General features: G+C 59.7%; 21 protein-coding genes and 2 pseudogenes. 9 read left to right on the top strand and 14 right to left on the bottom strand.

Annotation, left to right across the window (positions count from 1 at the left end; genetic code table 11):
• Positions 1-51 precede the first annotated feature (51 nt).
• Positions 52-1,260 carry an ammonium transporter gene (locus ACIGDJ_RS08560; RefSeq protein ID WP_101155560.1) on the top strand — a complete coding sequence of 403 codons (1,209 nt, stop codon included), beginning with the start codon at positions 52-54 and terminating at the stop codon, positions 1,258-1,260.
• Here the strand turns inward: ACIGDJ_RS08560 and ACIGDJ_RS08555 are convergent.
• Positions 1,257-2,969: a monovalent cation:proton antiporter-2 (CPA2) family protein gene (locus tag ACIGDJ_RS08555; protein ID WP_101155562.1), complete on the bottom strand. Its 1,713-nt coding sequence runs from the start codon at positions 2,967-2,969 to the stop codon at positions 1,257-1,259. The two genes, ACIGDJ_RS08560 and ACIGDJ_RS08555, sit on opposite strands and share 4 nt — an antisense overlap.
• A 198-nt stretch (positions 2,970-3,167) precedes the next feature.
• Between ACIGDJ_RS08555 and ACIGDJ_RS08550 the strand changes: the two genes are divergently transcribed.
• The 3 genes from ACIGDJ_RS08550 (at position 3,168) to ACIGDJ_RS08540 (ending at position 4,797) form a co-directional block, all read left to right on the top strand.
• Positions 3,168-3,404: a glutaredoxin family protein gene (locus ACIGDJ_RS08550; protein ID WP_101155664.1), complete on the top strand. Its 237-nt coding sequence runs from the start codon at positions 3,168-3,170 to the stop codon at positions 3,402-3,404.
• Between the two features lie 114 nt (positions 3,405-3,518).
• The gene (locus ACIGDJ_RS08545; RefSeq protein WP_016770837.1) at positions 3,519-3,836 is read left to right on the top strand and encodes a hypothetical protein; all 318 of its coding nucleotides are present in this window, start codon (positions 3,519-3,521) and stop codon (positions 3,834-3,836) included.
• A 70-nt stretch (positions 3,837-3,906) separates the two neighbouring features.
• Positions 3,907-4,797, top strand: coding sequence for a pseudouridine synthase (locus tag ACIGDJ_RS08540; protein ID WP_397479283.1), 891 nt, complete (start codon positions 3,907-3,909; stop codon positions 4,795-4,797).
• Between the two features lie 82 nt (positions 4,798-4,879).
• On the opposite strand, the gene ACIGDJ_RS08535 is transcribed toward ACIGDJ_RS08540, so the two are convergent.
• Both ACIGDJ_RS08535 and mobA read right to left on the bottom strand, forming a co-directional pair.
• Positions 4,880-5,101, bottom strand: a complete 222-nt coding sequence (locus ACIGDJ_RS08535; protein ID WP_016770600.1) for a YgdI/YgdR family lipoprotein — start codon at positions 5,099-5,101, stop codon at positions 4,880-4,882.
• 78 nt (positions 5,102-5,179) lie between these two features.
• Complete coding sequence (gene mobA, locus ACIGDJ_RS08530; RefSeq protein ID WP_101155565.1) at positions 5,180-5,782, bottom strand: molybdenum cofactor guanylyltransferase MobA; 603 nt, start codon at positions 5,780-5,782, stop codon at positions 5,180-5,182.
• 80 nt (positions 5,783-5,862) lie between these two features.
• Here mobA and moaB point away from each other — a divergent pair, with 80 nt between their 5' ends.
• Together moaB and glp are read left to right on the top strand one after the other, a co-directional pair.
• A complete protein-coding gene (moaB, locus tag ACIGDJ_RS08525) occupies positions 5,863-6,402 on the top strand; it encodes a molybdenum cofactor biosynthesis protein B (RefSeq protein WP_016770598.1) in 540 nt (179 codons plus the stop codon).
• Positions 6,386-7,612 carry a gephyrin-like molybdotransferase Glp gene (gene glp / locus ACIGDJ_RS08520; RefSeq protein WP_312999960.1) on the top strand — a complete coding sequence of 409 codons (1,227 nt, stop codon included), beginning with the start codon at positions 6,386-6,388 and terminating at the stop codon, positions 7,610-7,612. Before moaB ends, glp begins: the two co-directional genes overlap by 17 nt.
• Before the next feature lie 58 nt (positions 7,613-7,670).
• Here glp and ACIGDJ_RS08515 read toward each other — a convergent pair whose 3' ends face one another.
• Complete coding sequence (locus ACIGDJ_RS08515; RefSeq protein ID WP_397479282.1) at positions 7,671-7,979, bottom strand: hypothetical protein; 309 nt, start codon at positions 7,977-7,979, stop codon at positions 7,671-7,673.
• A 314-nt stretch (positions 7,980-8,293) separates the two neighbouring features.
• Here ACIGDJ_RS08515 and yegS point away from each other — a divergent pair, with 314 nt between their 5' ends.
• Positions 8,294-9,211 carry a lipid kinase YegS gene (gene yegS / locus ACIGDJ_RS08510; protein ID WP_397479281.1) on the top strand — a complete coding sequence of 306 codons (918 nt, stop codon included), beginning with the start codon at positions 8,294-8,296 and terminating at the stop codon, positions 9,209-9,211.
• On the opposite strand, the gene ACIGDJ_RS08505 is transcribed toward yegS, so the two are convergent.
• The 3 genes from ACIGDJ_RS08505 to ACIGDJ_RS08495 form a co-directional block, all read right to left on the bottom strand.
• Complete coding sequence (locus ACIGDJ_RS08505) at positions 9,195-9,854, bottom strand: response regulator transcription factor (protein WP_101155572.1); 660 nt, start codon at positions 9,852-9,854, stop codon at positions 9,195-9,197. The genes yegS and ACIGDJ_RS08505 overlap by 17 nt on opposite strands.
• Positions 9,851-10,744 (bottom strand): sensor histidine kinase, encoded by an 894-nt coding sequence (locus ACIGDJ_RS08500; RefSeq protein WP_101155574.1) that lies wholly within the window; start codon positions 10,742-10,744, stop codon positions 9,851-9,853. The genes ACIGDJ_RS08505 and ACIGDJ_RS08500 overlap by 4 nt, the downstream gene beginning before the upstream one ends.
• Before the next feature lie 460 nt (positions 10,745-11,204).
• Complete coding sequence (locus tag ACIGDJ_RS08495) at positions 11,205-11,675, bottom strand: hypothetical protein (protein ID WP_101155576.1); 471 nt, start codon at positions 11,673-11,675, stop codon at positions 11,205-11,207.
• Between the two features lie 454 nt (positions 11,676-12,129).
• On the opposite strand from ACIGDJ_RS08495, the gene ACIGDJ_RS08490 reads away from it, so the two are divergent.
• Positions 12,130-13,065 (top strand): chemotaxis protein CheV, encoded by a 936-nt coding sequence (locus ACIGDJ_RS08490; protein ID WP_101155578.1) that lies wholly within the window; start codon positions 12,130-12,132, stop codon positions 13,063-13,065.
• A 78-nt stretch (positions 13,066-13,143) separates the two neighbouring features.
• On the top strand, positions 13,144-13,950 hold the full coding sequence (locus ACIGDJ_RS08485) for an MOSC domain-containing protein (RefSeq protein ID WP_101155580.1): 807 nt from the start codon (positions 13,144-13,146) through the stop codon (positions 13,948-13,950).
• A gap of 72 nt (positions 13,951-14,022) precedes the next feature.
• On the opposite strand, the gene ACIGDJ_RS08480 is transcribed toward ACIGDJ_RS08485, so the two are convergent.
• From ACIGDJ_RS08480 to ACIGDJ_RS08450, 7 genes and pseudogenes are all read right to left on the bottom strand, one after another.
• The gene (locus ACIGDJ_RS08480) at positions 14,023-14,307 is read right to left on the bottom strand and encodes a pyrimidine/purine nucleoside phosphorylase (RefSeq protein WP_039759849.1); all 285 of its coding nucleotides are present in this window, start codon (positions 14,305-14,307) and stop codon (positions 14,023-14,025) included.
• Positions 14,308-14,378: 71 nt separating this feature from the next.
• On the bottom strand, positions 14,379-14,921 hold the full coding sequence (locus ACIGDJ_RS08475; RefSeq protein ID WP_101155582.1) for an exonuclease domain-containing protein: 543 nt from the start codon (positions 14,919-14,921) through the stop codon (positions 14,379-14,381).
• Between the two features lie 70 nt (positions 14,922-14,991).
• Positions 14,992-15,342 (bottom strand): annotated as a pseudogene (locus ACIGDJ_RS08470) (acetyl-CoA carboxylase biotin carboxyl carrier protein subunit); the annotation flags it as partial.
• Positions 15,343-15,449: 107 nt separating this feature from the next.
• Positions 15,450-16,953, bottom strand: a pseudogene (locus ACIGDJ_RS08465) (acetyl/propionyl/methylcrotonyl-CoA carboxylase subunit alpha); the annotation flags it as partial.
• Between the two features lie 201 nt (positions 16,954-17,154).
• Positions 17,155-17,952, bottom strand: a complete 798-nt coding sequence (locus ACIGDJ_RS08460; protein WP_101155586.1) for an enoyl-CoA hydratase/isomerase family protein — start codon at positions 17,950-17,952, stop codon at positions 17,155-17,157.
• The gene (gene atuD, locus ACIGDJ_RS08455) at positions 17,949-19,106 is read right to left on the bottom strand and encodes a citronellyl-CoA dehydrogenase (protein WP_101155589.1); all 1,158 of its coding nucleotides are present in this window, start codon (positions 19,104-19,106) and stop codon (positions 17,949-17,951) included. The genes ACIGDJ_RS08460 and atuD overlap by 4 nt, the downstream gene beginning before the upstream one ends.
• A gap of 30 nt (positions 19,107-19,136) precedes the next feature.
• Positions 19,137-20,753: an acyl-CoA carboxylase subunit beta gene (locus tag ACIGDJ_RS08450; protein WP_101155591.1), complete on the bottom strand. Its 1,617-nt coding sequence runs from the start codon at positions 20,751-20,753 to the stop codon at positions 19,137-19,139.

The raw sequence follows: 20,753 nt of genomic DNA, 5'->3' as shown, positions 1-20,753 counted from the left end.
GCCGGCATGAACTGCTTTGGTGCCCTTTTAGGCTTTCAGGTCTGCCTCCACATGGAAAATCTGCAAACTGCTGTAGACACGCTGGTTCACAGCTCCAACACGTTGTTCATTCTGATTGGCGCGGTGATGGTGCTGGCGATGCACGCCGGTTTCGCCTTTCTGGAAGTCGGCACGGTCCGACAGAAGAACCAGGTCAACGCACTGTCGAAAATCCTCAGCGATTTCGCTGTCTCGACCCTGGCGTATTTCTTTATAGGCTATTGGATCTCCTATGGCGTCACCTTCATGCAACCGGCTTCGGTGCTCGCTGCCGATCATGGTTATGGACTGGTGAAGTTTTTCTTCCTGCTGACCTTCGCTGCGGCGATCCCGGCAATCATTTCCGGCGGCATTGCCGAGCGTGCGCGTTTCGTCCCGCAATTGTGTGCGACGGCGCTGATCGTGGCGTTTATCTACCCGTTCTTCGAGGGCCTGGTCTGGAACGGCAACTTCGGTTTGCAAAGCTGGCTGGCGGAGCAGTTTGGCGCCACGTTCCATGACTTCGCCGGCTCGGTGGTGGTGCATGCCATGGGCGGATGGCTGGCACTGGCCGCAGTGTTGTTGCTCGGGCCGCGCAATGGTCGTTATCGCGATGGGCGTCTGGTCGCGTTCGCGCCGTCGAGCATTCCATTTCTGGCATTGGGCTCGTGGATCCTGATTGTCGGCTGGTTTGGCTTCAACGTGATGAGCGCGCAGACGCTGCAAGGTGTCAGTGGCCTGGTCGCGGTCAACTCGCTGATGGCCATGGTCGGCGGCACCGTCGCCGCGTTGATCGTCGGGCGCAATGACCCGGGCTTCCTGCACAATGGCCCGTTGGCCGGTCTGGTGGCGATTTGTGCAGGGTCCGATCTGATGCATCCGGTCGGCGCGCTGGTGACTGGCGCAATGGCTGGAGCCCTGTTTGTCTGGTGCTTTACCGCTGCCCAGGTCAAATGGCGCATCGACGATGTGCTGGGTGTCTGGCCGTTGCATGGCTTGTGTGGCGTGTGGGGCGCAATTGCCTGCGGCATCTTTGGCCAGACCGCTTTGGGTGGCCTGGGCGGGGTCAGCCTGATCAGCCAGATGATCGGCACTGCGCTCGGCGTCGTGGTGGCGCTGATCGGCGGCTTCGTCGTCTACGGCGCGATCAAGGTTCTGCATGGACTGCGCCTGAGTCAGGAACAAGAGTATTACGGCGCCGACCTGTCGCTGCACAAGATCGGCGCGGTGAGTCAGGACTAGATTTCCTCATCACTGGCTCCGGGGTAGAAACCATGGAGCAGGCGATAGCGATCAATGCGCACCTGATCGACTTTCTCCTGCACCTGATGCGCGGGCAGGCCAAGCATGATCAGCGCGTGTGAAGCGAGCATCAGGCTCGATTCAAGGAGCTCCGGCACCACCTCGGTGGCGCCGGCAGCTCTGAGCTCTGCCGATTGGCTGTCGTCACGCGTGCGCACCAGAATGGGCACCTGTTGATTGAGTCGGCGGGCTTCACGAAGAATACGCAACGCCACATCACTTTGATCCACGGCAATCACCAGCAGCCTGGCGCGCAACAGGCCAACGGCAGTCAGCAGATCGCCACGCGCCGAGTCGCCGTAATGCACGTCGCTTTCCGCGGACGCGGCTTCCTGTACCCGCACCGGGTCGTTGTCCAGCGCAACATAGGCTTGGCCCGCGTTGCCCATGAAGCGCCCGATGGACTGGCCGACGCGACCATAGCCGCAGATCACCACATGTTGGTCGAGATCGGCGTTGAGGGCGCTGATCTGCTCGATCTGCGCCTCCTCATTGGGCTTGCGGTGCAGCGCAGCGGCAATGCGCGGCGCCGCGCGAAGCAGCAGCGGCGTGAGCAGCATCGAACAGAACGTCGCCGCGAGCAGCAGTGCCCCCGGTTCGGCCGGCAGCAGGCTGTTCTGCTGCATCTGCGCCATCAAGGCAAAACAGAACTCGCCGCCCTGGGCCAGGGCCAGACCGCTGCGCCATGCGGTTTCACTGTCACTGCCGCGCCACTTCACCAGCAGCGCCACCACGATGCCTTTGATCAGCATCAGGCCGAGGGTCAAGGCGACGATCATCAGACTGTGACTGACAAACAATTGCAGGTCGATCAGCATGCCAATGCTGACGAAGAACACTCCGAGCAGGATGTCGCGGAACGGCCGGATGTCGGCTTCGATCTGGTGCCGGTAGTGGCTTTCACCGAGCAACATGCCGGCGAGGAAAGCGCCGAGTGCAGGCGACAGGCCCAACAAGTGCGTGAGCCAAGCGGTAAGCAACACGATCACCAGCGCCAGCAGGACGAACAGCTCCGCCGAGCGCGAGGCCGCCACTTCATGAAACAGCCGTGGCAGCAACCAGCGACTGGCGAGCAGCAGGCCGAAGAACAGCACCACGGTTTTGCCCAGGGTCAAAGGCAAGGCCCAATACCAGGCCTGCTCGCTGGTACCGGCGAACACTGGCACCAGCGTCAGCAGCAATACCGCCACCACGTCCTGAAACAGCAGCACGCCGACCGCGTTCTGGCCGTGGCTGCTGAACACTTCACCGAGACTGCCCAGCTCCTTGGTCACAATCGCCGTGGATGACAGTGATAAACCGGCACCGAGCAACAACGCCGGCATGAGCGGCATGCCCAGCCCCATCAACAGTGTGCCGAGCAACGCTGTGCTGATCAGTACTTGCTGACTGCCCAGGCGAAACACCACCTGACGCAACGCAATCATTTTCGACAGGGAAAACTCCAGGCCCAGCGAAAAAAGCAGAAATACCACGCCCAGTTCGGCGACATCGGGCAGGTGTTCGCTCTCGTTGACCCAATCGAATGCGTTCGGCCCGACCAGCAATCCCACGCACAGGTAACCCAGCACCGGCGGCAGTCGCAGGCGCCGGAACAGAGCAATCACCACCAGGGACGAGGCGAGGATGATCAACAGATTTGCAAACACGGGACACTCCGCTGTCAGGGCGTTGGCCTCTGAAGCGTAGAGGCAAAAAGTCCGCGAGGATGACGCAATTGCAATTTGCGCCGAATGATTTGCGTCAGGATTTTGCGTCGAAAGGGTGGCGGCCTTCGGGCGGCGGTGGGTCGACGAGGATTCGGGGGCGTCCTAGAATGGGCCCACTTGTTTTCCGGTAACGCCATCATGCCTCCTGAATGTCAGCTGTTCGGCACCCTCGGGTGTCATCTGTGTGAAGTCGCCGAAGCCGAGCTGATGCCCTTCGTCGAGCATGGTCTGCTGGTTGAACTGGTGGACATCGCCGAAGATCAATCGCGGTTCGAAAAGTACAGTTTGCGCATTCCGGTACTACGCCGGGTCGACACTGGCGCAGAGCTGGATTGGCCTTTCAGTGCAGACGAGATCGTGGCGTTTTTACGCTGACGCGAATCTGTCGCCGTTATTCCGCTGGTCGCAGCAACCCATCGTTGCGTTGGCACGCGCTGGCTTCTTCGGTTACTGTATGTCCATACAGCAATCGAGTCAGAGGGATGAACCGTGGTCAATGTCGAACAGTTGAAGAGCAGCGTTAACCGGATGTCGGTCGACGTGGTGCGCGAGGCCGTCCTCGAATTGCGCCTGGACGGGCTGGTCACGGAAGGCAAGACGCCGTTCAACAAACTGCATTTCAATACCTGCTTTGCCGAAATCGAAGCCTTGTTTCAGCGCGCCGGTTACCACAAGCAACTGGATGTGGTCGGTTATCAGGGCCTGTTGTACGCGTTGTACGATCCGGGGCGCTGGGAGGCGGTCGATGTCTTGCGCTGGCTGAAAGAGTTCACCGAAGCGGCGGCGCTGAAATCGATTCCGGCTTGATGAAACTGCGCTAGGTGGCTGTGCCTCGGTGTTGGATAATGCCGCCCTGCACTGAGGATTTCCGTTTCTTATGTCCACATCCGGTTTTAACGCTGCGCAAAATCAGGCCAGCACGCTCTACTTGCCGCCCGGTTCCTGGCTGACGGTATTCGATTGCTTGTGCGAGCACTTCAGGGCCATCGGCCGTGACCAGTGGCTCGACCGGATTGCTCGGGGCCGTGTACTGGATGCACAAGGCCAGCCGATTACGCTGGACTTGCCGTACAAGGAAGGTCTGCGCATTCATTACTTTCGTGAAGTACCGGACGAAAAACCGATCCCGGTGGTCGAGTCGATTCTCTACGCTGACGAACATCTGGTGGTGGCCGACAAACCTCACTTTCTACCCGTGACCCCGGCCGGTGAGTACGTCGAACAAACCCTGCTGCGGCGGCTGATTCGCCGGCTGGACAATCCGCATCTGGTACCACTGCACCGGATCGATAGGCACACCGCCGGACTGGTGATCTTTTCCGCCAATCCGCAAACCCGCTCGGCCTATCAGTCATTGTTTCCGACCCGGCAGATCGACAAGCGCTACGAAGCGATTGCCCCGGAGCTGCCTGAGCTGAATTTCCCGTTGGTGCACAAGAGCCGGCTGGTCGATGGCGAGCCGTTCTTCCGCATGCAGGAAGGGCCGGGCGCGAGCAATACCGAAACGGCGGTTGAGGTACGCGAGAAAAACGGCGACCTGTGGCGCTACGGCCTGTTTCCGGTGACCGGCAAGAAGCATCAGTTGCGTGTGCACATGACGGCGTTGGGCGCGAGTATCTGCAACGATCCGTTTTATCCGACTGTGTTGAAGGATGTCGTGGACGACTACGCCAATCCCTTGAAGCTGCTTGCGCAAGGCCTGCGGTTTGTTGACCCGGTGACGGGTGAGTTACGGGAGTTCGAAAGCCGGATCACCTTGCAATGGTGATAACCGTTGTACGTTTGCTGCGCGCATGAAAAAGCCCGCATGGCAATGCGGGCTTTTCTGTATCCGGTAACGACCCGGAGCCTTACAGCTCTTTGACGGTACGAACCTGATCCTTGTTGATGCGGGTCTCTTTGCCGTCCAGCTGCTGGAACTCGTAGAAGCCCGAATCATCATCGTATTTCGGGGTGTCGACGGCCTGGATTTCGCGACCGTCATTCAAGGTGATCACTGTCGGCGAGGAGCAACCGGCGAGGGTTGCCAAGCCCAGTGCGAGCATGAAAGTGGCGAGGGTCCGTTGAGTCATGAGTGTGTCTCCGAATGGGAAATCTTCTGGTTACTGAGCTTGAGACGTAAACAAGGCGTGAGAGTTCCTTGGATGGTGTCAGTCTGACACAGTGTTGTGCAGATGTAACAATTCCGGCGTATTGAGGTTGGCCAGTCGCGGATCGTTGTCAGGGCATTGCAATGCGACGGCGCCGAGACTGCGCATCACCCGACCCGGGCTGCGTTCACCGGCATGCCAGGCCGCTTCGAATGCCGGCAACAGCGCCACAGGTATCACGCACAGCAGCGGTTCCCAATGCTCGCCATGGCGCAGCATTAAAGGTTTTTCACGTTGCTGATCGGCAGTCATCAGCATGTCTTCCAGCAAGGCCTTGTCTATTCGCGGCACATCACACGGTAACACCAGCAAATGTCCATGGCGCGCCGCTTTCAGCCCTGCACGAATACCGGCCAGCGGGCCCGGAAAGTCTCCTTCGTCATCCATCACCAACTGATCGGCAAACGTGGCATAACGCTCGCGATTGCGGTTGCAGGAAATAATGAGATCGTCGGTCAGCAGCCGCACCTTGCGCTGTAAATGCGCGATCAAAGGCTCGCCCAGCCACTCGATAAGCCCCTTGTCCTGACCGCCCATGCGTTGGCCGCGCCCACCGGCCAGAAGCAGGACTGAGCACGGCGGCAATTGGCTGTTCGGGGACATGACGACTCTCCAGAGGGCGGCGGAAAAATGAGCCGCTGTGATATAACACCGGGCTGTTTCCCCTACAACTGGAAGAGCCTATGAAAGCCAAGGCTGATGTACCTTTCGTGCCGCTCAATATTGCGGTGCTGACTGTCAGCGACACTCGCACCCTGGAAACCGACACCTCCGGCCAGGTCTTCGTCGATCGCTTGATCGCGGCCGGCCACGCGCTGGCCGAGCGCGTTCTGCTCAAAGATGATCTGTATAAAATTCGCGCGCAAGTCGCCAACTGGATTGCAGACGATGTGGTTCAGGTCGTACTGATCACCGGCGGTACCGGCTTCACCGGGCGTGACAGCACGCCGGAAGCGGTGGCGTGTCTGCTCGACAAACAGGTCGACGGATTTGGCGAACTGTTCCGCCAGATTTCCGTGGCCGATATTGGCACTTCGACCGTGCAGTCCCGTGCCTTGGCAGGTCTGGCCAACGGTACGCTGGTGTGCTGCCTGCCGGGTTCGACCAATGCGGTGCGCACCGGATGGGATGGCATCCTCGCTGAGCAACTGGACGCCCGTCATCGTCCGTGCAACTTCGTCACCCATCTGAAGCAGGCGGCGCCTTGTGAATCCCGTGGGTAAGCCAGGCAAGACCGGCAGCTTGCTGCCCGTCGAAGCGGCGCTCGAGCGGTTGCTCGACATGGCCGATGCGTCACGCATTGTCGAGTGCGAGCACTTGCCGCTGGCTCAAGTCGAAGGGCGCGTGCTGGCTGAAGATCTGATCTCGACTCTGGATCTGCCGCCGTGGCCGAACAGTGCCATGGACGGCTACGCCCTGAACCTGGCGGATTGGCAGGGCGAGCCGCTGCCGGTCAGTCAAACAGTGTTCGCCGGACAGTCTCCGCAGCCGTTGGAGTCGGGCACTTGCGCTCGCATCTTCACCGGTGCACCGCTGCCGCCGGGCGCCGACTGTGTAGAGATGCAGGAAAACGTCGACGTTCAGCCCGACGGGCCAGTGCGCTTTCTCGAACCTTTGAAAGCCGGGCAGAACATTCGACCGCAAGGCCAGGAAACCACAATCGGTGAAATGGTTCTGCAGGCAGGCACCCGATTGGGACCGATTGAGCAGGGCCTGGCTGCTTCGCTTGGCTGCGCCGGCCTCAACGTCGTGCGCAAGCCGCGCGTGGCAGTATTGTCCACCGGAGACGAGCTGGTCGAACCCGGTCAGGCATTGGGGCCCGGGCAAATCTACAACAGCAACCGGGTGCTTTTGTGCAGCTGGCTGCAGCGTCTGGGTTGTGAAGTCATTGATGGCGGAATTCTTCCTGACGATCTGCCCACCACTCGGGCGCGCCTGGGCGAGCTGCAAGATGTCGATCTGATTCTCTCTACCGGCGGTGTCTCGGTGGGTGAAGCGGACTTCCTCGGCATTGCCCTGCGTGAAGAAGGCGAGTTGGCCCTGTGGAAGCTGGCCATCAAGCCGGGCAAGCCTTTGACGTTCGGCCATTTCCGCAACGTGCCGGTGATTGGTTTGCCCGGCAATCCCGCCTCGACGCTGGTGACGTTCGCATTGTTGGCGCGGCCCTATCTGTTACGCCGCTTGGGTGTGCAAAACGTCGAGCCGCTCAAGTTTGCAGTGCCTGCGGGCTTTGGCTGGCCGGTGGCCGGAAATCGTCGCGAATATTTACGCGGACGTCTGGAGCAAGGGCGAGCAATCATTTATCGCAACCAGAGCTCGGGTGTGCTGCTTAGCGCGGCTTGGGCGGATGGACTGGTGGAGGTTCGAGAGGGGCGCACGTTGAGCGAGGGTGATGAAGTAAGCTTCATTGCGCTCAGTGAGCTTCTCGGGTAACCGTCTTGCCCATGCACGCGTCGGCTGGCAAGCACGGCGCGTGCAACGATTAATTCGGTCAGTTGCTGATCAGTGTCACCAATTGATCGAATCGGCTGTTGGCAACCCATCCCAGCAGGGCCAGGATGACAGCGGTTGCACCCGCCGAATACGCCAGACGATGTTTGATCGTCCGCACGTCATTGATCATTTCGTCCATGTCGCGACGCATGTATTTGAAGTGGGTTTCCAGCTCGCTGACACGGGGTTCCATATCAGACTCTCCAGTGTTCTTGGCGCTGTTGCAAAAGTCAGGTTTCTTGCTCGCGCGACTTTCGGCGAGAGCGGCGACCGGGCTCACCGGTGCCTTGGTTTCATGGTTGTGCATGGAAGTATTCGCCTATCGTAACAACTGTACGTTTGCTGGTTTTTCCAATGCGCGATTCATGAAAATGAATCGAGGGGTATCCGTTCATTACCGGCACATCCTTGTGTTATTGGGTTGAAGGTTGATGCTGCCGGCACACGGTGACCCAAGGGACGGGCGTGGTCAATTAAGCCGATTCCTCTTGTTACGTAAGAAAAAATACCGCTGTGCAGGACGCTGGCTGTTGAAAGAGGAATAAATTGCCGACCCCGTGGCTTTTTCGAAGCGCGAAGTGGTCAAGATGTTTCAACCGATTCAATTCTTGGAGTGACGTTATGAGTGAACGCCGGGCACTGCTGATTTTGCATGGCAAACAGGCACTCAACGAGGATGTTCGCGCGGCTGTCGAGGCCAAGCGTGAGCAAGGCTGGGAGCTTGCTGTGCGTGTGACCTGGGAGGCCGGGGACGCCCAGCGTCTGGTAGCGGAAGCGTTGGCAGCGGGCTACAGCAAGATCATTGCCGGCGGCGGCGACGGTACCTTGCGTGATATCGCCGAAGCGCTGGCTCAGCATCCACAGAAAGCCAGTCTTGTCTTGCTACCGCTCGGCACTGCCAACGATTTTTCCCGCGCCGCCGGTATTTCTCTGGAGCCGGCGCAGGCTCTCGATTTGCTGGATGTCGAGCCTTCGGCTATCGATCTGGGCGAAGTTGGCGGGCAGATTTTCCTGAACATGGCGACGGGCGGATTCGGCAGTCAGGTCACCGCCAATACTTCGGAAGACCTGAAAAAGGTCTTGGGCGGCGCCGCTTATCTGTTTACCGGCCTGACTCGGTTCAGCGAGCTGCATGCCGCTTATGGCGAGTTGCAGGGGCCGGACTTTCATTGGCAGGGTGAGCTGCTGGCGCTGGGCATCGGTAACGGACGGCAGGCGGGTGGCGGCCATGTGTTGTGCCCTGAGGCCCGAGTCAACGACGGTTTGCTCGACATCAGCATTCTGCCGGCACCGCAGGAACTGGTCGGCACGCTGAAGAACCTGCTGAGCGAGGGTTTCGGTCTTGAAAACATGTTTGTGCGAGCGCGGTTGCCGTGGGTCGAGATCAAGGTTGCCGAAGGGCTGAGCATCAATCTCGACGGCGAGCCGCTGGAAGGCGACAGTCTGCGGTTCGTTGCTAAACCTGCAGCGTTGCAGGTGCATTTGCCAAAGGATTCGCCGTTATTGGGCCAGCAACCGTCAATCAGTCATCAAGGCTGATGATCTGTTCGCGGACGGCGAACAGCACCAGACCCGCCACGTCGTAGATTTGCAGGCGCTTCATGATCTGTGCACGGTGGGTTTCAACGGTCTTGACGCTCAAACCCAGACCATTGGCAATTTCGCGGGTCGATTTGCCGCGCACGATCAGTCGGAGAATTTCCAGCTGGCGTGCGGTCAGGTTGTGCGAATCGGCGATGTCTGGCTGGCTTTTCTGATTTCGGGTCAATGCCTGATTGATCACCGTATGAGCAATGGCGGGGCTCAGGTAGCGTTCGTTGTTGCGCAGGGCTTCGAGCGCGTGCTCGAGCTCGGTGGCCGTGGTGTCCTTGAGCAGATACCCGTGGGCACCCGACTCGAGTGCCTGCATGATCAGCGCCGGATCGGTGTGCATCGACAGGATCAGCACTTTGCTCTGCGGGCGCACACGCTTGAGGCGTTGCAGCGCTTCCAGACCTCCCGTCTCTTTCATCGAGATGTCCAGCAATACGATGTCTGGGCTCAAATGCTCGACCATCTCAAGCAATTGCGAACCATCACTGGCTTCGCCGATTACCGCATAACCGGGAATATCCAGTACCAGAGCGCGCACGCCGGCTCTGATCAGCGAGTGGTCATCCACCAGAAGTAAGTTACAAGTCAACGCATAACCTTATTTGTACTGGCCCGTTCGAGTGCCCGAGGCGCCCAAGGGAATAGTGCTTCGATTCGAGTGCCTTTGCCCGGCTCGCTGACGACATTCAACGTGCCGCCCAGTTGTTCGATACGCTCGGCCATTCCGGCCATGCCGCGTTGACCTTCCCTCGCCGGGTCGGCCGCCGGGGCGAAGCCAAGGCCGTCATCACTGATCAACAGCGTAAGACCTTGCGGCAATCGCTGTACCCGAATCAACAGGTTTTTCGCCTGCGCGTGTCGCAGGATGTTGGTTACGGCTTCCTGAGTAATGCGAAACGCCGCGACGGCCATTTCTTCGGGGATGCCGTTGAGCCGTTGCTGGCAGTCGAGACTCCAATTGACCGAGGTGTTGGCCAGCGTCTTGAGCAAATGTGCGCGCAGGCTGGCTTCAAGGCCCAGACTGGTCAATTGGCGCGGATTGAGAATGGCCGAGACGTCGCGCACTTTGGTCAGGGTTTCATCCAGCGTGTCGCAAAGCACCGTGCATTGTTCCTGGAGTTCTACCGGCAGACGGCGTTTGAGCCAGTCACTTTGCAGCTTGGCGGCGGTCAGCAACTGGCCGATATCGTCGTGCAATTCACGGCTGAGTCGATGGCGCTCGTTTTCCTGGACTTGCAGCAGACGGTCAGCCAGTTCCTGTGGCTGAAACTTGATCGACTTGCGCGACAAGCGATATTGGACCCAGACGCAGGCGGTAGCGGCGACGTCGATTGCCAGCAACCCCAGCGGTATGTGCGCGGAAAAAACATAGGCCAGCAAACTGCCAAGGGTCGCCAGAACACACAGCACAAGTGTGAAGCGCCGAGCGTTTTCCCGTGAGGGTGGCCATGTGATGAGTGACTTGAGGCTGGCGTACATAACGGATGGAGCCAATGGATGTTCACTGCGGGCAGACCGGCCAGCGAATGGCGGATCTCTGTTTGGAAAACTGTCAATTATGGTATTAATTCATGCCGCATTCGTTGAGCAATCAACGACTGCCAATAACATCGCTAATGAAACAATGAAGTCAGCTTGCCATTAAGCGGCAGGCAACTAACCGGCGGCATAATACCACTTAACATACCGTTGGTCGCGGTCGCTATATATGTCTGTTCGGTCAGGAAACAGCGGTTCGTGGACGCAAGTTCCATGTTGAAAAGTTGGAATTGTTGTATTCGGACGACTTCGATGTACCTCGAAGTGTCGCTGCGTGGGCACAGGGAAAACCCTGATAAAGGTGCCTGGAAATTAACCGGTGATCGGGCTGACTATTTGGCCCGGAGTGTCGCTGGTGGATACGCACTATTCAATTACGACAGTATCGCAGCCTCTTGCCTCACGCCTGGCGCGCCGTCAGAGAGGTAGGAAGCAAACGTTTGCTGATCATTTCAGGCTCCAGAGTGTCCTGACCCATCTGTGCCGCGAAGGCTTCGAGCAGGGCTGCCTGCTCGCTGCCATCAAGGCTCAGTTGTCCGGTTTTATGATCGACGAGTTCAAGCTGCCAGGCCATCAGGGTGAAACAGTCGCGCAAAGCATCGAGGGCCTGTTCGTGCAGGTCGACTCGATCCTGGGTCAAATTCAGCAGGCCATAGATGTGCAGGGAAAACTCGGAGATCGATTCCAGCGCCAAAGCTTCGGCCCGGGCGGCCAGCTTCAGCAGAGTGCCGAGCATACAGTCGATGGCATCCTTGTCATTGCTGATCAGTTGCAGATGGCTCAGGCACTCTTCGGACTTGGCGAGAAGCGTTTCGGCCTCAACCAGAAATTCGGGGAAGCGTTGCGCCCAGTCTTTACGGTCGATTGGCATGTTCATTTCCACCACGTCGGGTTGGGTGACGGATGGCCGAGTGTGGCGACGATCATGAATCGTCGGCAGATCGCGCCCGGCGGTGCAGGTGCACGGACCGAGGGATTCCAGAGGGTGAGTTGCCACTGAACTGCGATCGCACACAATAGCCTGACTCCGTTCATGCAATGAGAATGGCGTCACAGTAATGGCTATTGGAAATGGCGAATATCAGGTCGGGCCTGATTGATTCTAGGGGAATCCCTTAGGCGAAGGAACCTAACTGGCAAATCGAGGTCGTGCCGCAATGAATCTAGCAGATGAAATCAGGAATGCCAGTAAAGCATGATGTCAGTGTGACATCAATGGTCGTTTATGGCATTTTTAGCGGCGCGCTTTACAGCAATCAAGATTAGCTGAATGCAGCCGATAAACCCCCATAGTGAATTCATCAGAACAAGCCCAGGAGTCATTGATGGCCGGCATTCTCGACACGGTAGACCAACGCACGCAACTGGTGGGTGAGAATCGCCTGGAAATCCTCATGTTCCGTTTGGCCGGACGCCAGTTGTTCGCGATCAACGTGTTCAAGGTTCAGGAAGTGCTGCAACTGCCGAAGTTGACCCTGATGCCGCAGCGTCATCCATTTGTCTGCGGTGTGGTCAATCTGCGCGGCCAGACATTGCCGGTGATCGACCTGTCCCAGGCGATCGGCATGCGCCCACTGGTGCCGGGCCCGAACAGCACGATCATCGTCACCGAATACAACCGTTCGGTGCAGGCCTTTCTCGTCGGCGGGGTCGACCGCATCGTCAACATGAACTGGGAAGCCATTCTGCCGCCGCCGACCAGTGCCGGCCGTCAGCATTATCTGACCGCGATCAGCAAGGTCGACGATCAGTTGGTCGAGATCATCGACGTTGAAAAAGTCCTTGCCGAAATCGTCCCCTACAACGCCAAGGTCTCGCGCGAGAAGCTCGACGATCCGGTACTCGAACGCGCGCGTGGCCGCGAAGTGTTGCTGGTGGATGACTCCAACGTGGCGCTGTCGCAACTTCGCGATACCCTCGGCCAGCTCGGGGTGAAAATGCATATTGCCAGCGACGGTCTGAAAGCCTTGAACATGCTCAAGGCCTGGGCCGAAACCGGCGTCAACATGACTGACAAATTGCTGATGATCTTCACCGATGCGGAAATGCCGGAAATGGACGGTTATCGCCTGACCACGGAAATCCGCAACGACCCACGCCTGCGTGGCCTGTACGTTGTATTGCACACGTCGTTATCGGGGAGTTTCAACGACTCGATGGTGAAAAAGGTCGGTTGCGACAACTTCCTCTCCAAGTTCCAGCCGGACAAGCTGGTCGATGTGGTGCGCCAGCGGCTGATGCTCGACGCCGTGCCGGCCTGACAGACTGGTTTCTGTCCACACTTTGATTCCACGCCGCCGCTCGTATAGGGTGGCGTTTTTTCATCAAGGAAGCTGGCCATGCTGCGTCTGAGCGCGCTTTACCGTTACCCGCTGAAATCCGGCAAGGGCGAAATGCTGCAAAGCATCGAGCTGGACAAGCTGGGGCTGGCGGGCGACCGACGCTGGATGTTGGTGGACGAGGCCAGCGGGCGCTTTCTGACCCAGCGTGCCGAAGCGAAGATGAGTCAGTTGTCGGCGTTGTGGAACGCCAGCGGCGGTCTGAGCCTGAGCGCTCCCGAGCACGGGTCCATCGAGGTCGCGCTACCGGCTGCGGACGCAGAGCTGCGCGGCGTAACCATTTGGCGTGACACGCTTCGGGTGCCGGACGCCGGTGCTGAAGCGGCGCGTTTTGTCAGCGACTTCCTCGGCAAGCCGACACGCCTGGTGCAAATGCCACTGGATCGGGCACGCACCACGCAGTCGGGTTTCGGCAAGGACGATGATCAAGTGGCCTTCGCGGACGGTTATCCGCTGTTGCTGATCGGCGAAGCCTCGCGGCTGGCCCTCTCGCAGACAGTTGGGCGTGCGCTCGAGATGCTGCGCTTCCGCCCGAATCTGGTTATCGAAGGCAGCGCGCCTTACGCCGAGGACAACTGGAAACGTATTCGCATCGGCGACATCGAGTTTCGCGTGGTCAAGCCGTGCGCGCGTTGCATCATGACGACCGTCGACCCGCAAACCGGTGAGCGCAGTGCTGACCGTGAACCGTTCGCGACCTTGCAGAAACACCGCTCTACCGCCGATGGCGCGATGTTCGGGCAGAATCTGGTCAATGACGGTAACGGTCGCCTGGAAGTCGGCATGCCGGTGGAAATCCTCGAATAGGTTGTCGCTGAAATGAAAAATGCCCGTGTCTTTTGGACACGGGCATTTTTTTGCGCTTGGAAAGCGGCGGGATCAGCCGCGGTATTCGCACAGATACGCAGTATCGACGGCGACTTTCAGTTGGAACTTGCTATTGGCCGGCACGTTGAACTGGCTGCCGGCGGCGAAGGTTTCCCAGTCGCTGCTGTCTGGCAGTTTGACGCTCAGCGCGCCGGACACCACGTGCATGATCTCGCGCTGGCTGGTGCCGAATTCGTATTCGCCCGGGGCCATGACGCCAATGGTCGCCGGACCTTCAGCGGTGCCGAAGGCGATCGACTTCACGGTGCCGTCGAAGTACTCGTTGACTTTAAACATGGGCGGATTCCTCGAAAAGGGCTTAAAAGGGGGCGGCCAGTATGCACAAGGCTTTTCGTGTCGTCACGCGCCTATAGCGGCAGGACCAATGGCAACAACCGTGCGGTATTGCGCGCATCTTCCAGCGCTCGATGTTGCTGCCCGAAAAACTGCATGCCCGCCAGTTGCAACGCGCCGTTGAGCCCCAACGGTCGCTCCAGGCGCCGGGCCTTGGCGAAGCGCTGTTTGAGGTTCATGTGCGGGACTTTGCTCAGGCCACTGTCGATGTTCAGGCGCTGCCATTCCTGCAGCAATTGCTGGCGATCGTAACCGCCCCAGCTGGCCCAGCCCTCAAGACGTGTCTGATGCTGCGCCAGCCAGCGCTCGAAGGCCGGCCAGACTTCGCTCAGCGGTTGCGCCGAATCGATATTGGCCTGGGTGATGTGCGTCAGTTGCCTACAGAACGGCGTGAGCAAGGGACGGCGGGTCGGTTTTACGAAGCGCTGGAAGTGATCCTGCTCGCGCCCGGCGCGATCGACCAGCGTCGCCCCGATCTCGATAATTTCCATTTCGGTGACCGGCCAGCCACCCTCGTCTGTGGTGGCTTCCAGATCTATGACCAGCCAGTGGGGCATCGCAGGGTTCCTGATTTTCGCGTTCTGATTTATCAGAGCGTAGTCAAACCCCGCGTTTGTGTCCGGGCGACTACTCGACCTGCAACAGAACCTGACGATTTTTTACCTGATCGCCGACCTTCACTTGCACCCGTTTGAGCACGCCATCGATGCCGGCTTTGAGCGGGTGCTCCATTTTCATTGCCTCCAGCACCACCAGTAACTGACCCTTGCTGACGGTACTGCCTTCGCTGACCAGCACCTCGACAATCGCACCGTCCATCGGTGCTTTCAGGGTGCCGGAGGCGACGCTGGTCTGACTACCGATCTGCGCATGAGTTCGATCATCCAGGCGCAGGCTGCCAGGATGGGTGAACAGCCACAGCTGCCCATCGCGTAGATGGTAGGCATGGCGCTGGCGCAGACCGTCGATTTCCAGAGTCACCGACTGTGCAGTGTGCTCAATGATGCTCACCGTCAATGTGCGCTCACCCGACTGCACCACAATGTTGCCCGATCTGTGCGCCAGCACCGACAGCGTCCAGTCCTGCTCGTCATTGCCGAGTCGATAGTGCAACGGCGCGCTGGCGTTGTTGCGCCAGCCGTTCAGCGGCGGTCGGTGGTGCAGGGCGCTGGCCTGATAGAACAACACCACGGCAATCGCCAGTTGCTCGGTCGTCGGCACATACGTGTTAAGACAGGCGTGGCTGGAAAAATATTGCTGGATGAAAGCGGTGCTGAAATCGCCACTGATGAACTGCGGATGTTGCAGCAGGCCTTCGAGCAAGCGTTGATTGCACTGCACACCCAGCAGCACGGTGTCCTGCACCGCGCGCAATAACTTGCGCCGCGCCTCTTCGCGGGTGGCGCCGTGAGCGATCAGTTTGCCCAGCATCGGGTCGTAGAACGGGCTGACCGACTGACCTTCAAGCAGCCCGTGATCGATTCGCGCACCGTGCCCCAGCGCAGGTTGCCATGCCGCAATTGGGCCGGTCTGCGGAAGAAAGCCCGCAGCGGGATCTTCAGCGTAGAGGCGCACTTCCATGGCGTGACCGTCAAGGCGGATCTGCTCCTGCGTCAGCGGTAGCGGCTGGCCTTCGGCAACCAGCAGCTGCCATGCAACCAGGTCCAGGCCGGTGATCATTTCCGTCACCGGGTGTTCGACCTGCAGACGGGTGTTCATCTCAAGAAAGTAGAACTGCCCGCGCGCGTCGAGCAGAAATTCCACGGTGCCGGCGCCGACATAATCCACCGCGCGCCCGGCCTTGAGCGCCGCTTCGCCCATGGCCTGGCGCAGCTCGGCGGTCATCACCGGGCAGGGTGCTTCTTCGATGACTTTCTGATGGCGGCGCTGGATCGAGCAATCGCGTTCGCCGAGGTAGACCAGATTGCCCTGCTGGTCGCCGAACAGCTGTACTTCGACATGGCGTGGCTCGACCAACGCTTGCTCGAGAATCAACTCGTCACTGCCAAAACCGTTCAATGCTTCGGACCGGGCGGTGCGCAGTTGCGCGGGCAGATCACTGGCGTCGTGGACCAGACGCATGCCACGTCCGCCACCACCGGCGCTGGCCTTGATCATCAATGGATAACCGATGCGCTCGGCCTCGGCCAACAGGGTCGCGTCGTCCTGCGCTGCGCCCTGGTAACCGGCAACGCAGGGCACGCCGGCGTCGAGCATGGCGATTTTCGACAGGCGTTTGCTGCCCATCATTTCGATCGCTTCGACGCTGGGGCCGATGAAGATCAGCCCGGCTTCGGCGCAGGCACGGGCGAAATCGGCGTTTTCCGAGAGGAAGCCGTAGCCGGGGTGAATGGCGTCGGCACCGCTGCGGCGGGCGGCGTCGAGGATCGCTGCGATATTCAAGTAAGACTGCTGCACCGGCGCCGGGCCGATGTGCACGGCCTGATCGGCGAGTTGCACGTGCAGCGCATCGGCGTCGGCATCGCTGAATACTGCGACGGTGCGATAGCCCAGCGCCTGAGCGGTGCGCTGGATGCGGCATGCAATTTCACCGCGGTTGGCGATCAGGATTTTGTGAATGGCGGGCATGGTTGGTTTCCTGAAGTCTGGTGGCGTGTGTGATGGCCTCTTCGCGAGCAAGCCCGCTCCCACATTTGGAATGCATTTCAACCGGGCATTTGGGCGCTCCCGAGTCTTGGGCGGTGAATTTGATGGCCTCTTCGCGAGCAAGCCCGCTCCCACATTTGGAATGCATTTCAACCTGTGGGAGCGGGCTTGCTCGCGAAGCTTTTAGCTGACCCACCGAGGTTTGCGTTTCTGCATAAAAGCCATGGTGCCTTCAATCCCTTCCTTTCCAGTCACCGCCGCGCTGAACCACTGCGCCGCCTCATCAAGCAATTCATTCGAAGGCTGCCCGGCACTCGCCAGCAACAATTTTTTGGTCATCGCATTCGCTTCGGGTGCGCAGCGCAGCACCTGTTGCAAGACCTCATCCAGCCGTTCGGCCAGCGCCTGGGCATCCTGTTCGACGAAGTGCACCAGCCCCAATCGCTGCGCCTCAGTGCCATCGAAACGCGCGGCGGTCAGGGCCAGTCGGCGGGTTTCGGTCAGGCCGATCCGTTGCACCACAAACGGTGCGATTTGCGCCGGGATAAGGCCGAGGCTGGTTTCCGGCAAACCGAACTGCGCCTTGTGATCGGCCAAGGCGACATCGCTGACGCAGGCCAGGCCGAACCCGCCGCCGAGCACGGCGCCCTGCAATACGCAGATCAGCACTTGCGCAGTGTGCTGGGCTTGCTCCAGCAACGCGCCGAACGCCCGGTTCAACTCGTGATACGCGTCCGCGCCTTGAGCCCGGGCGTTGGCCATGTCCTTGATGTCGCCACCGGCGCAGAAATGTCCGCCGGCACCGCTGAGCACCAAGGCCCGCACAGTGCGGTCATCGCGAATCGCCGTCAGCACCGCGCGCAGTTCGGCGACCATTTGCAGGCTCATCGCGTTGCGGCTGTCGGGGCGGTTGAGGGTGATGTGCAGCACGCCGCCATGCAGTTCCAGCAACAGCGTCTGGCAATCGGGCAGGCTGCTCATTTCTTTTTCCCCGGCAGGATGCCCATCAGTTTGCAGATGATCCCCAGCATGATTTCGTCGGCACCGCCGCCAATCGATACCAGGCGCACATCGCGATAGGCGCGGGCCACCGGGTTGTCCCACATGAAGCCCATGCCGCCCCAATATTGCAGGCAGCTGTCGCTGACTTCACGGCCGAGGCGTCCGGCCTTGAGCTTGGCCATCGACGCCAGTCGCGTGACGTCCTGACCTTTGATGTACTGCTCGGTGGCCTGATAGACGAGCGCGCGCAGGCATTCGATTTCGGTCTGCAATTCGGCGAGGCGAAAGTGGATGACCTGGTTGTCGATCAGCGCGTTGCCGAAGGTCTTGCGCTCCTTGCAATACTCGATGGTGCTGTCGATGCAATATTCCAGACCCTTGATCATGTTCGCTGCGCCGAACAGACGTTCCTCCTGGAATTGCAGCATCTGCATCATGAACCCCGCGCCTTCATGACCGATGCGATTGCGCTGCGGCACCCGGACGTTATCAAAGAACACCTGCGCGGTTTCCGAGCTGCGCATGCCGAGCTTGTCCAGGTGCGAGCTGAGGCTGATTCCCGGGGTGTTCATCGGCACCATGATCAGCGACTTGTTGATGTGCGGCTTGTCGTCCGAGGTGTTGGCCAGCAGGCAGATGAAATCGGCGCTCGGCGAGTTGGTGATCCACATTTTGCTGCCGTTGATCACGTAGTCATCGCCGTCCTTGCGCGCTGTGGTTTTCAGCCCGGCGACATCGGAGCCGGCGCCGACTTCGGAGACGCCGATGCAGCCGACCTGTTCGCCAGAGATAGCCGGGCGCAGGAACTCTTCGCGCAATTGATCGGAGCCGAAGCGCGCCAGCGCCGGAGTGCACATGTCGGTCTGCACGCCGATCGACATCGGAATCCCGCCGCAATGAATGGTGCCGAACTCTTCGGCGGCGACGATCGAATAGCTGTAATCGAGGCCCATGCCACCGAATTTTTCCGGTTTGGAAATGCCCAGCAGGCCCAGCTCGCCCGCCTTGCGGAAAATGTCATGAATGGGAAAACGCCCGGCCTTTTCCCATTCTTCGACGTGCGGATTGATCTCGTGGGTGACGAATTGGCGGACGGTGCGGCGCAGGGCTTCGTGTTCCGGGGTGAAGATCATTGTTGTTGTTCTCCGTAGGATCCGTGGCGGTCAGAAGCGGCTGACGCCGAAGCTGTTGGGTTGCAGCGTGCGCATGTCGGCTTCGTGGCAGATATCCAGCAAGTAACCGAGCAGGGTGCGGGTGTCGCGCGGGTCGATCAGGCCGTCGTCCCAAAGGCTGGCGCTGCCGTACAGTGCGGTGGACTGGCTGTCGAGTTTCTGCGCGGTCATCTGCTCAAGCATGTCGAGCATTTTCGGGTCCGGCACCAGGCCGTCCTTGAGCTGTTTGGCTTCAGTGACGATGCGCAAGACCTTGCCGGCCTGTGCGCCGCCCATCACCGCCGTGCGGCTGTTGGGCCAGGCGAAGATGAAGCGCGGATCAAGCCCGCGCCCGCACATCGCGTAGTTGCCGGCGCCATAGGAACCGCCGACAACGATGGTCAGTTTAGGCACCCGTGCGTTGGCCACCGCTTGAATCAGTTTCGAGCCGTGCTTGATCACCCCTTGTTGTTCCGATTCGGTGCCAACCATGAAACCCGTGGTGTTATGAAAAAACAGCAGCGGCGTCTGGCTCTGGTCGCACAACTGGATGAACTGCGCCGCCTTGCTCGCACCTTGAGGAGTGATCGGGCCGTTGTTGCCGATGAAGCCGCAGGCGCGGCCCTGAATTTTCAATTGGCCGCAGAGGGTTTGCTGATCGAACTCGCCTTTGAATTCGAGAAAGTCCGACTCATCGGCAATCCGCGCGATGATTTCGCGCACGTCGTAGGGCTTCTTCGCATCGTGCGGAATCAGCCCCAGCAGTTCATCGATGGGGTAGAGCGGTTCTTTGAATTGCGGTTCCGGCAGCCATGGCAACTGCTCGTTCCATGGCAGCATGCGCATGATGTCGCGCACCTGGCGTATGCCGTCAGCGTCGTTTTCAGCCAGATATTCAGCGGTGCCGGCAACCTGCGCGTGCATTTCGGCGCCGCCGAGTTCTTCATCGGTAGCGACTTCGCCCGTCGCCGCTTTGAGCAATGGCGGGCCGGCGAGAAACAGCTTGGCCTTGCCGCGCACAACCACCATGTAATCCGACAACCCCGGTTGATAGGCGCCGCCCGCCGTGGCCGAGCCGTGCACCACGGTGATCTGCGGCAAACCCATTGCCGACATGCGCGCCTGATTGGCGAAACTGCGCGCGCCTTCGACAAAAATCTCCGCTGCGTAGTTGAGATTGGCGCCACCGCTTTCGGCGAGGGTGATCATCGGCAGTTTGTTTTCCCGAGCGATCTGTTGCAGGCGCAGGGATTTTTTCAGGCCGCTCGGCGAGATCGTGCCGCCCTTGATTGCGCTGTTGTTGGCGACCACCATCGCGCGGATGCCGCAAACGTAACCGATCCCGGCAATCAGCCCGCCACCGGCTGAGCTGCCGTCCTTGTCGTCGTGCAATTTATAGCCGGCGAGGCTGGCCAGTTCGAGGAACGGCGCGCCGGGATCGAGCAACAGGTTCAGGCGCTCGCGAGGCAACAGTTGCCCGCGTTGGCTGAATTTGTCTTTGGCTTCGGCGGCCTTGTCCAGCAGGTTCTGTTCGAGCTGTTGCACCTGCTCGATGGCGGCGAGCATGGCGGCGCGGTTGTGCGCGAACGCTTCACTGTGCGGATCGACTTGCGACTGAATCTGCGCCAT

This window comes from Pseudomonas sp. NPDC079367, from assembly GCF_044542195.1.
Classification (GTDB): domain Bacteria; phylum Pseudomonadota; class Gammaproteobacteria; order Pseudomonadales; family Pseudomonadaceae; genus Aquipseudomonas.
The sequence above is the reverse complement of the archived record's forward strand: the minus strand, read 5'-3'. Positions and strand labels throughout refer to the sequence as shown.

What these genes read in the sequence shown, in the direction of transcription:
- ACIGDJ_RS08500 (WP_101155574.1), bottom strand. Translation starts at nt 10,744, where the DNA reads ATGTACGCCAGCCTCAAGTCACTCATCACATGGCCACCCTCACGGGAA.
- yegS (WP_397479281.1), top strand. Translation starts at nt 8,294, where the DNA reads ATGAGTGAACGCCGGGCACTGCTGATTTTGCATGGCAAACAGGCACTC.
- ACIGDJ_RS08480 (WP_039759849.1), bottom strand. Translation starts at nt 14,307, where the DNA reads ATGTTTAAAGTCAACGAGTACTTCGACGGCACCGTGAAGTCGATCGCC.
- ACIGDJ_RS08495 (WP_101155576.1), bottom strand. Translation starts at nt 11,675, where the DNA reads ATGCCAATCGACCGTAAAGACTGGGCGCAACGCTTCCCCGAATTTCTG.
- ACIGDJ_RS08485 (WP_101155580.1), top strand. Translation starts at nt 13,144, where the DNA reads ATGCTGCGTCTGAGCGCGCTTTACCGTTACCCGCTGAAATCCGGCAAG.
- ACIGDJ_RS08550 (WP_101155664.1), top strand. Translation starts at nt 3,168, where the DNA reads ATGCCTCCTGAATGTCAGCTGTTCGGCACCCTCGGGTGTCATCTGTGT.
- ACIGDJ_RS08450 (WP_101155591.1), bottom strand. Translation starts at nt 20,753, where the DNA reads ATGGCGCAGATTCAGTCGCAAGTCGATCCGCACAGTGAAGCGTTCGCG.
- ACIGDJ_RS08540 (WP_397479283.1), top strand. Translation starts at nt 3,907, where the DNA reads ATGTCCACATCCGGTTTTAACGCTGCGCAAAATCAGGCCAGCACGCTC.
- mobA (WP_101155565.1), bottom strand. Translation starts at nt 5,782, where the DNA reads ATGTCCCCGAACAGCCAATTGCCGCCGTGCTCAGTCCTGCTTCTGGCC.
- ACIGDJ_RS08475 (WP_101155582.1), bottom strand. Translation starts at nt 14,921, where the DNA reads ATGCCCCACTGGCTGGTCATAGATCTGGAAGCCACCACAGACGAGGGT.
- ACIGDJ_RS08515 (WP_397479282.1), bottom strand. Translation starts at nt 7,979, where the DNA reads ATGCACAACCATGAAACCAAGGCACCGGTGAGCCCGGTCGCCGCTCTC.
- ACIGDJ_RS08490 (WP_101155578.1), top strand. Translation starts at nt 12,130, where the DNA reads ATGGCCGGCATTCTCGACACGGTAGACCAACGCACGCAACTGGTGGGT.
- moaB (WP_016770598.1), top strand. Translation starts at nt 5,863, where the DNA reads ATGAAAGCCAAGGCTGATGTACCTTTCGTGCCGCTCAATATTGCGGTG.
- ACIGDJ_RS08560 (WP_101155560.1), top strand. Translation starts at nt 52, where the DNA reads ATGGAAAATCTGCAAACTGCTGTAGACACGCTGGTTCACAGCTCCAAC.
- ACIGDJ_RS08460 (WP_101155586.1), bottom strand. Translation starts at nt 17,952, where the DNA reads ATGAGCAGCCTGCCCGATTGCCAGACGCTGTTGCTGGAACTGCATGGC.
- ACIGDJ_RS08535 (WP_016770600.1), bottom strand. Translation starts at nt 5,101, where the DNA reads ATGACTCAACGGACCCTCGCCACTTTCATGCTCGCACTGGGCTTGGCA.
- atuD (WP_101155589.1), bottom strand. Translation starts at nt 19,106, where the DNA reads ATGATCTTCACCCCGGAACACGAAGCCCTGCGCCGCACCGTCCGCCAA.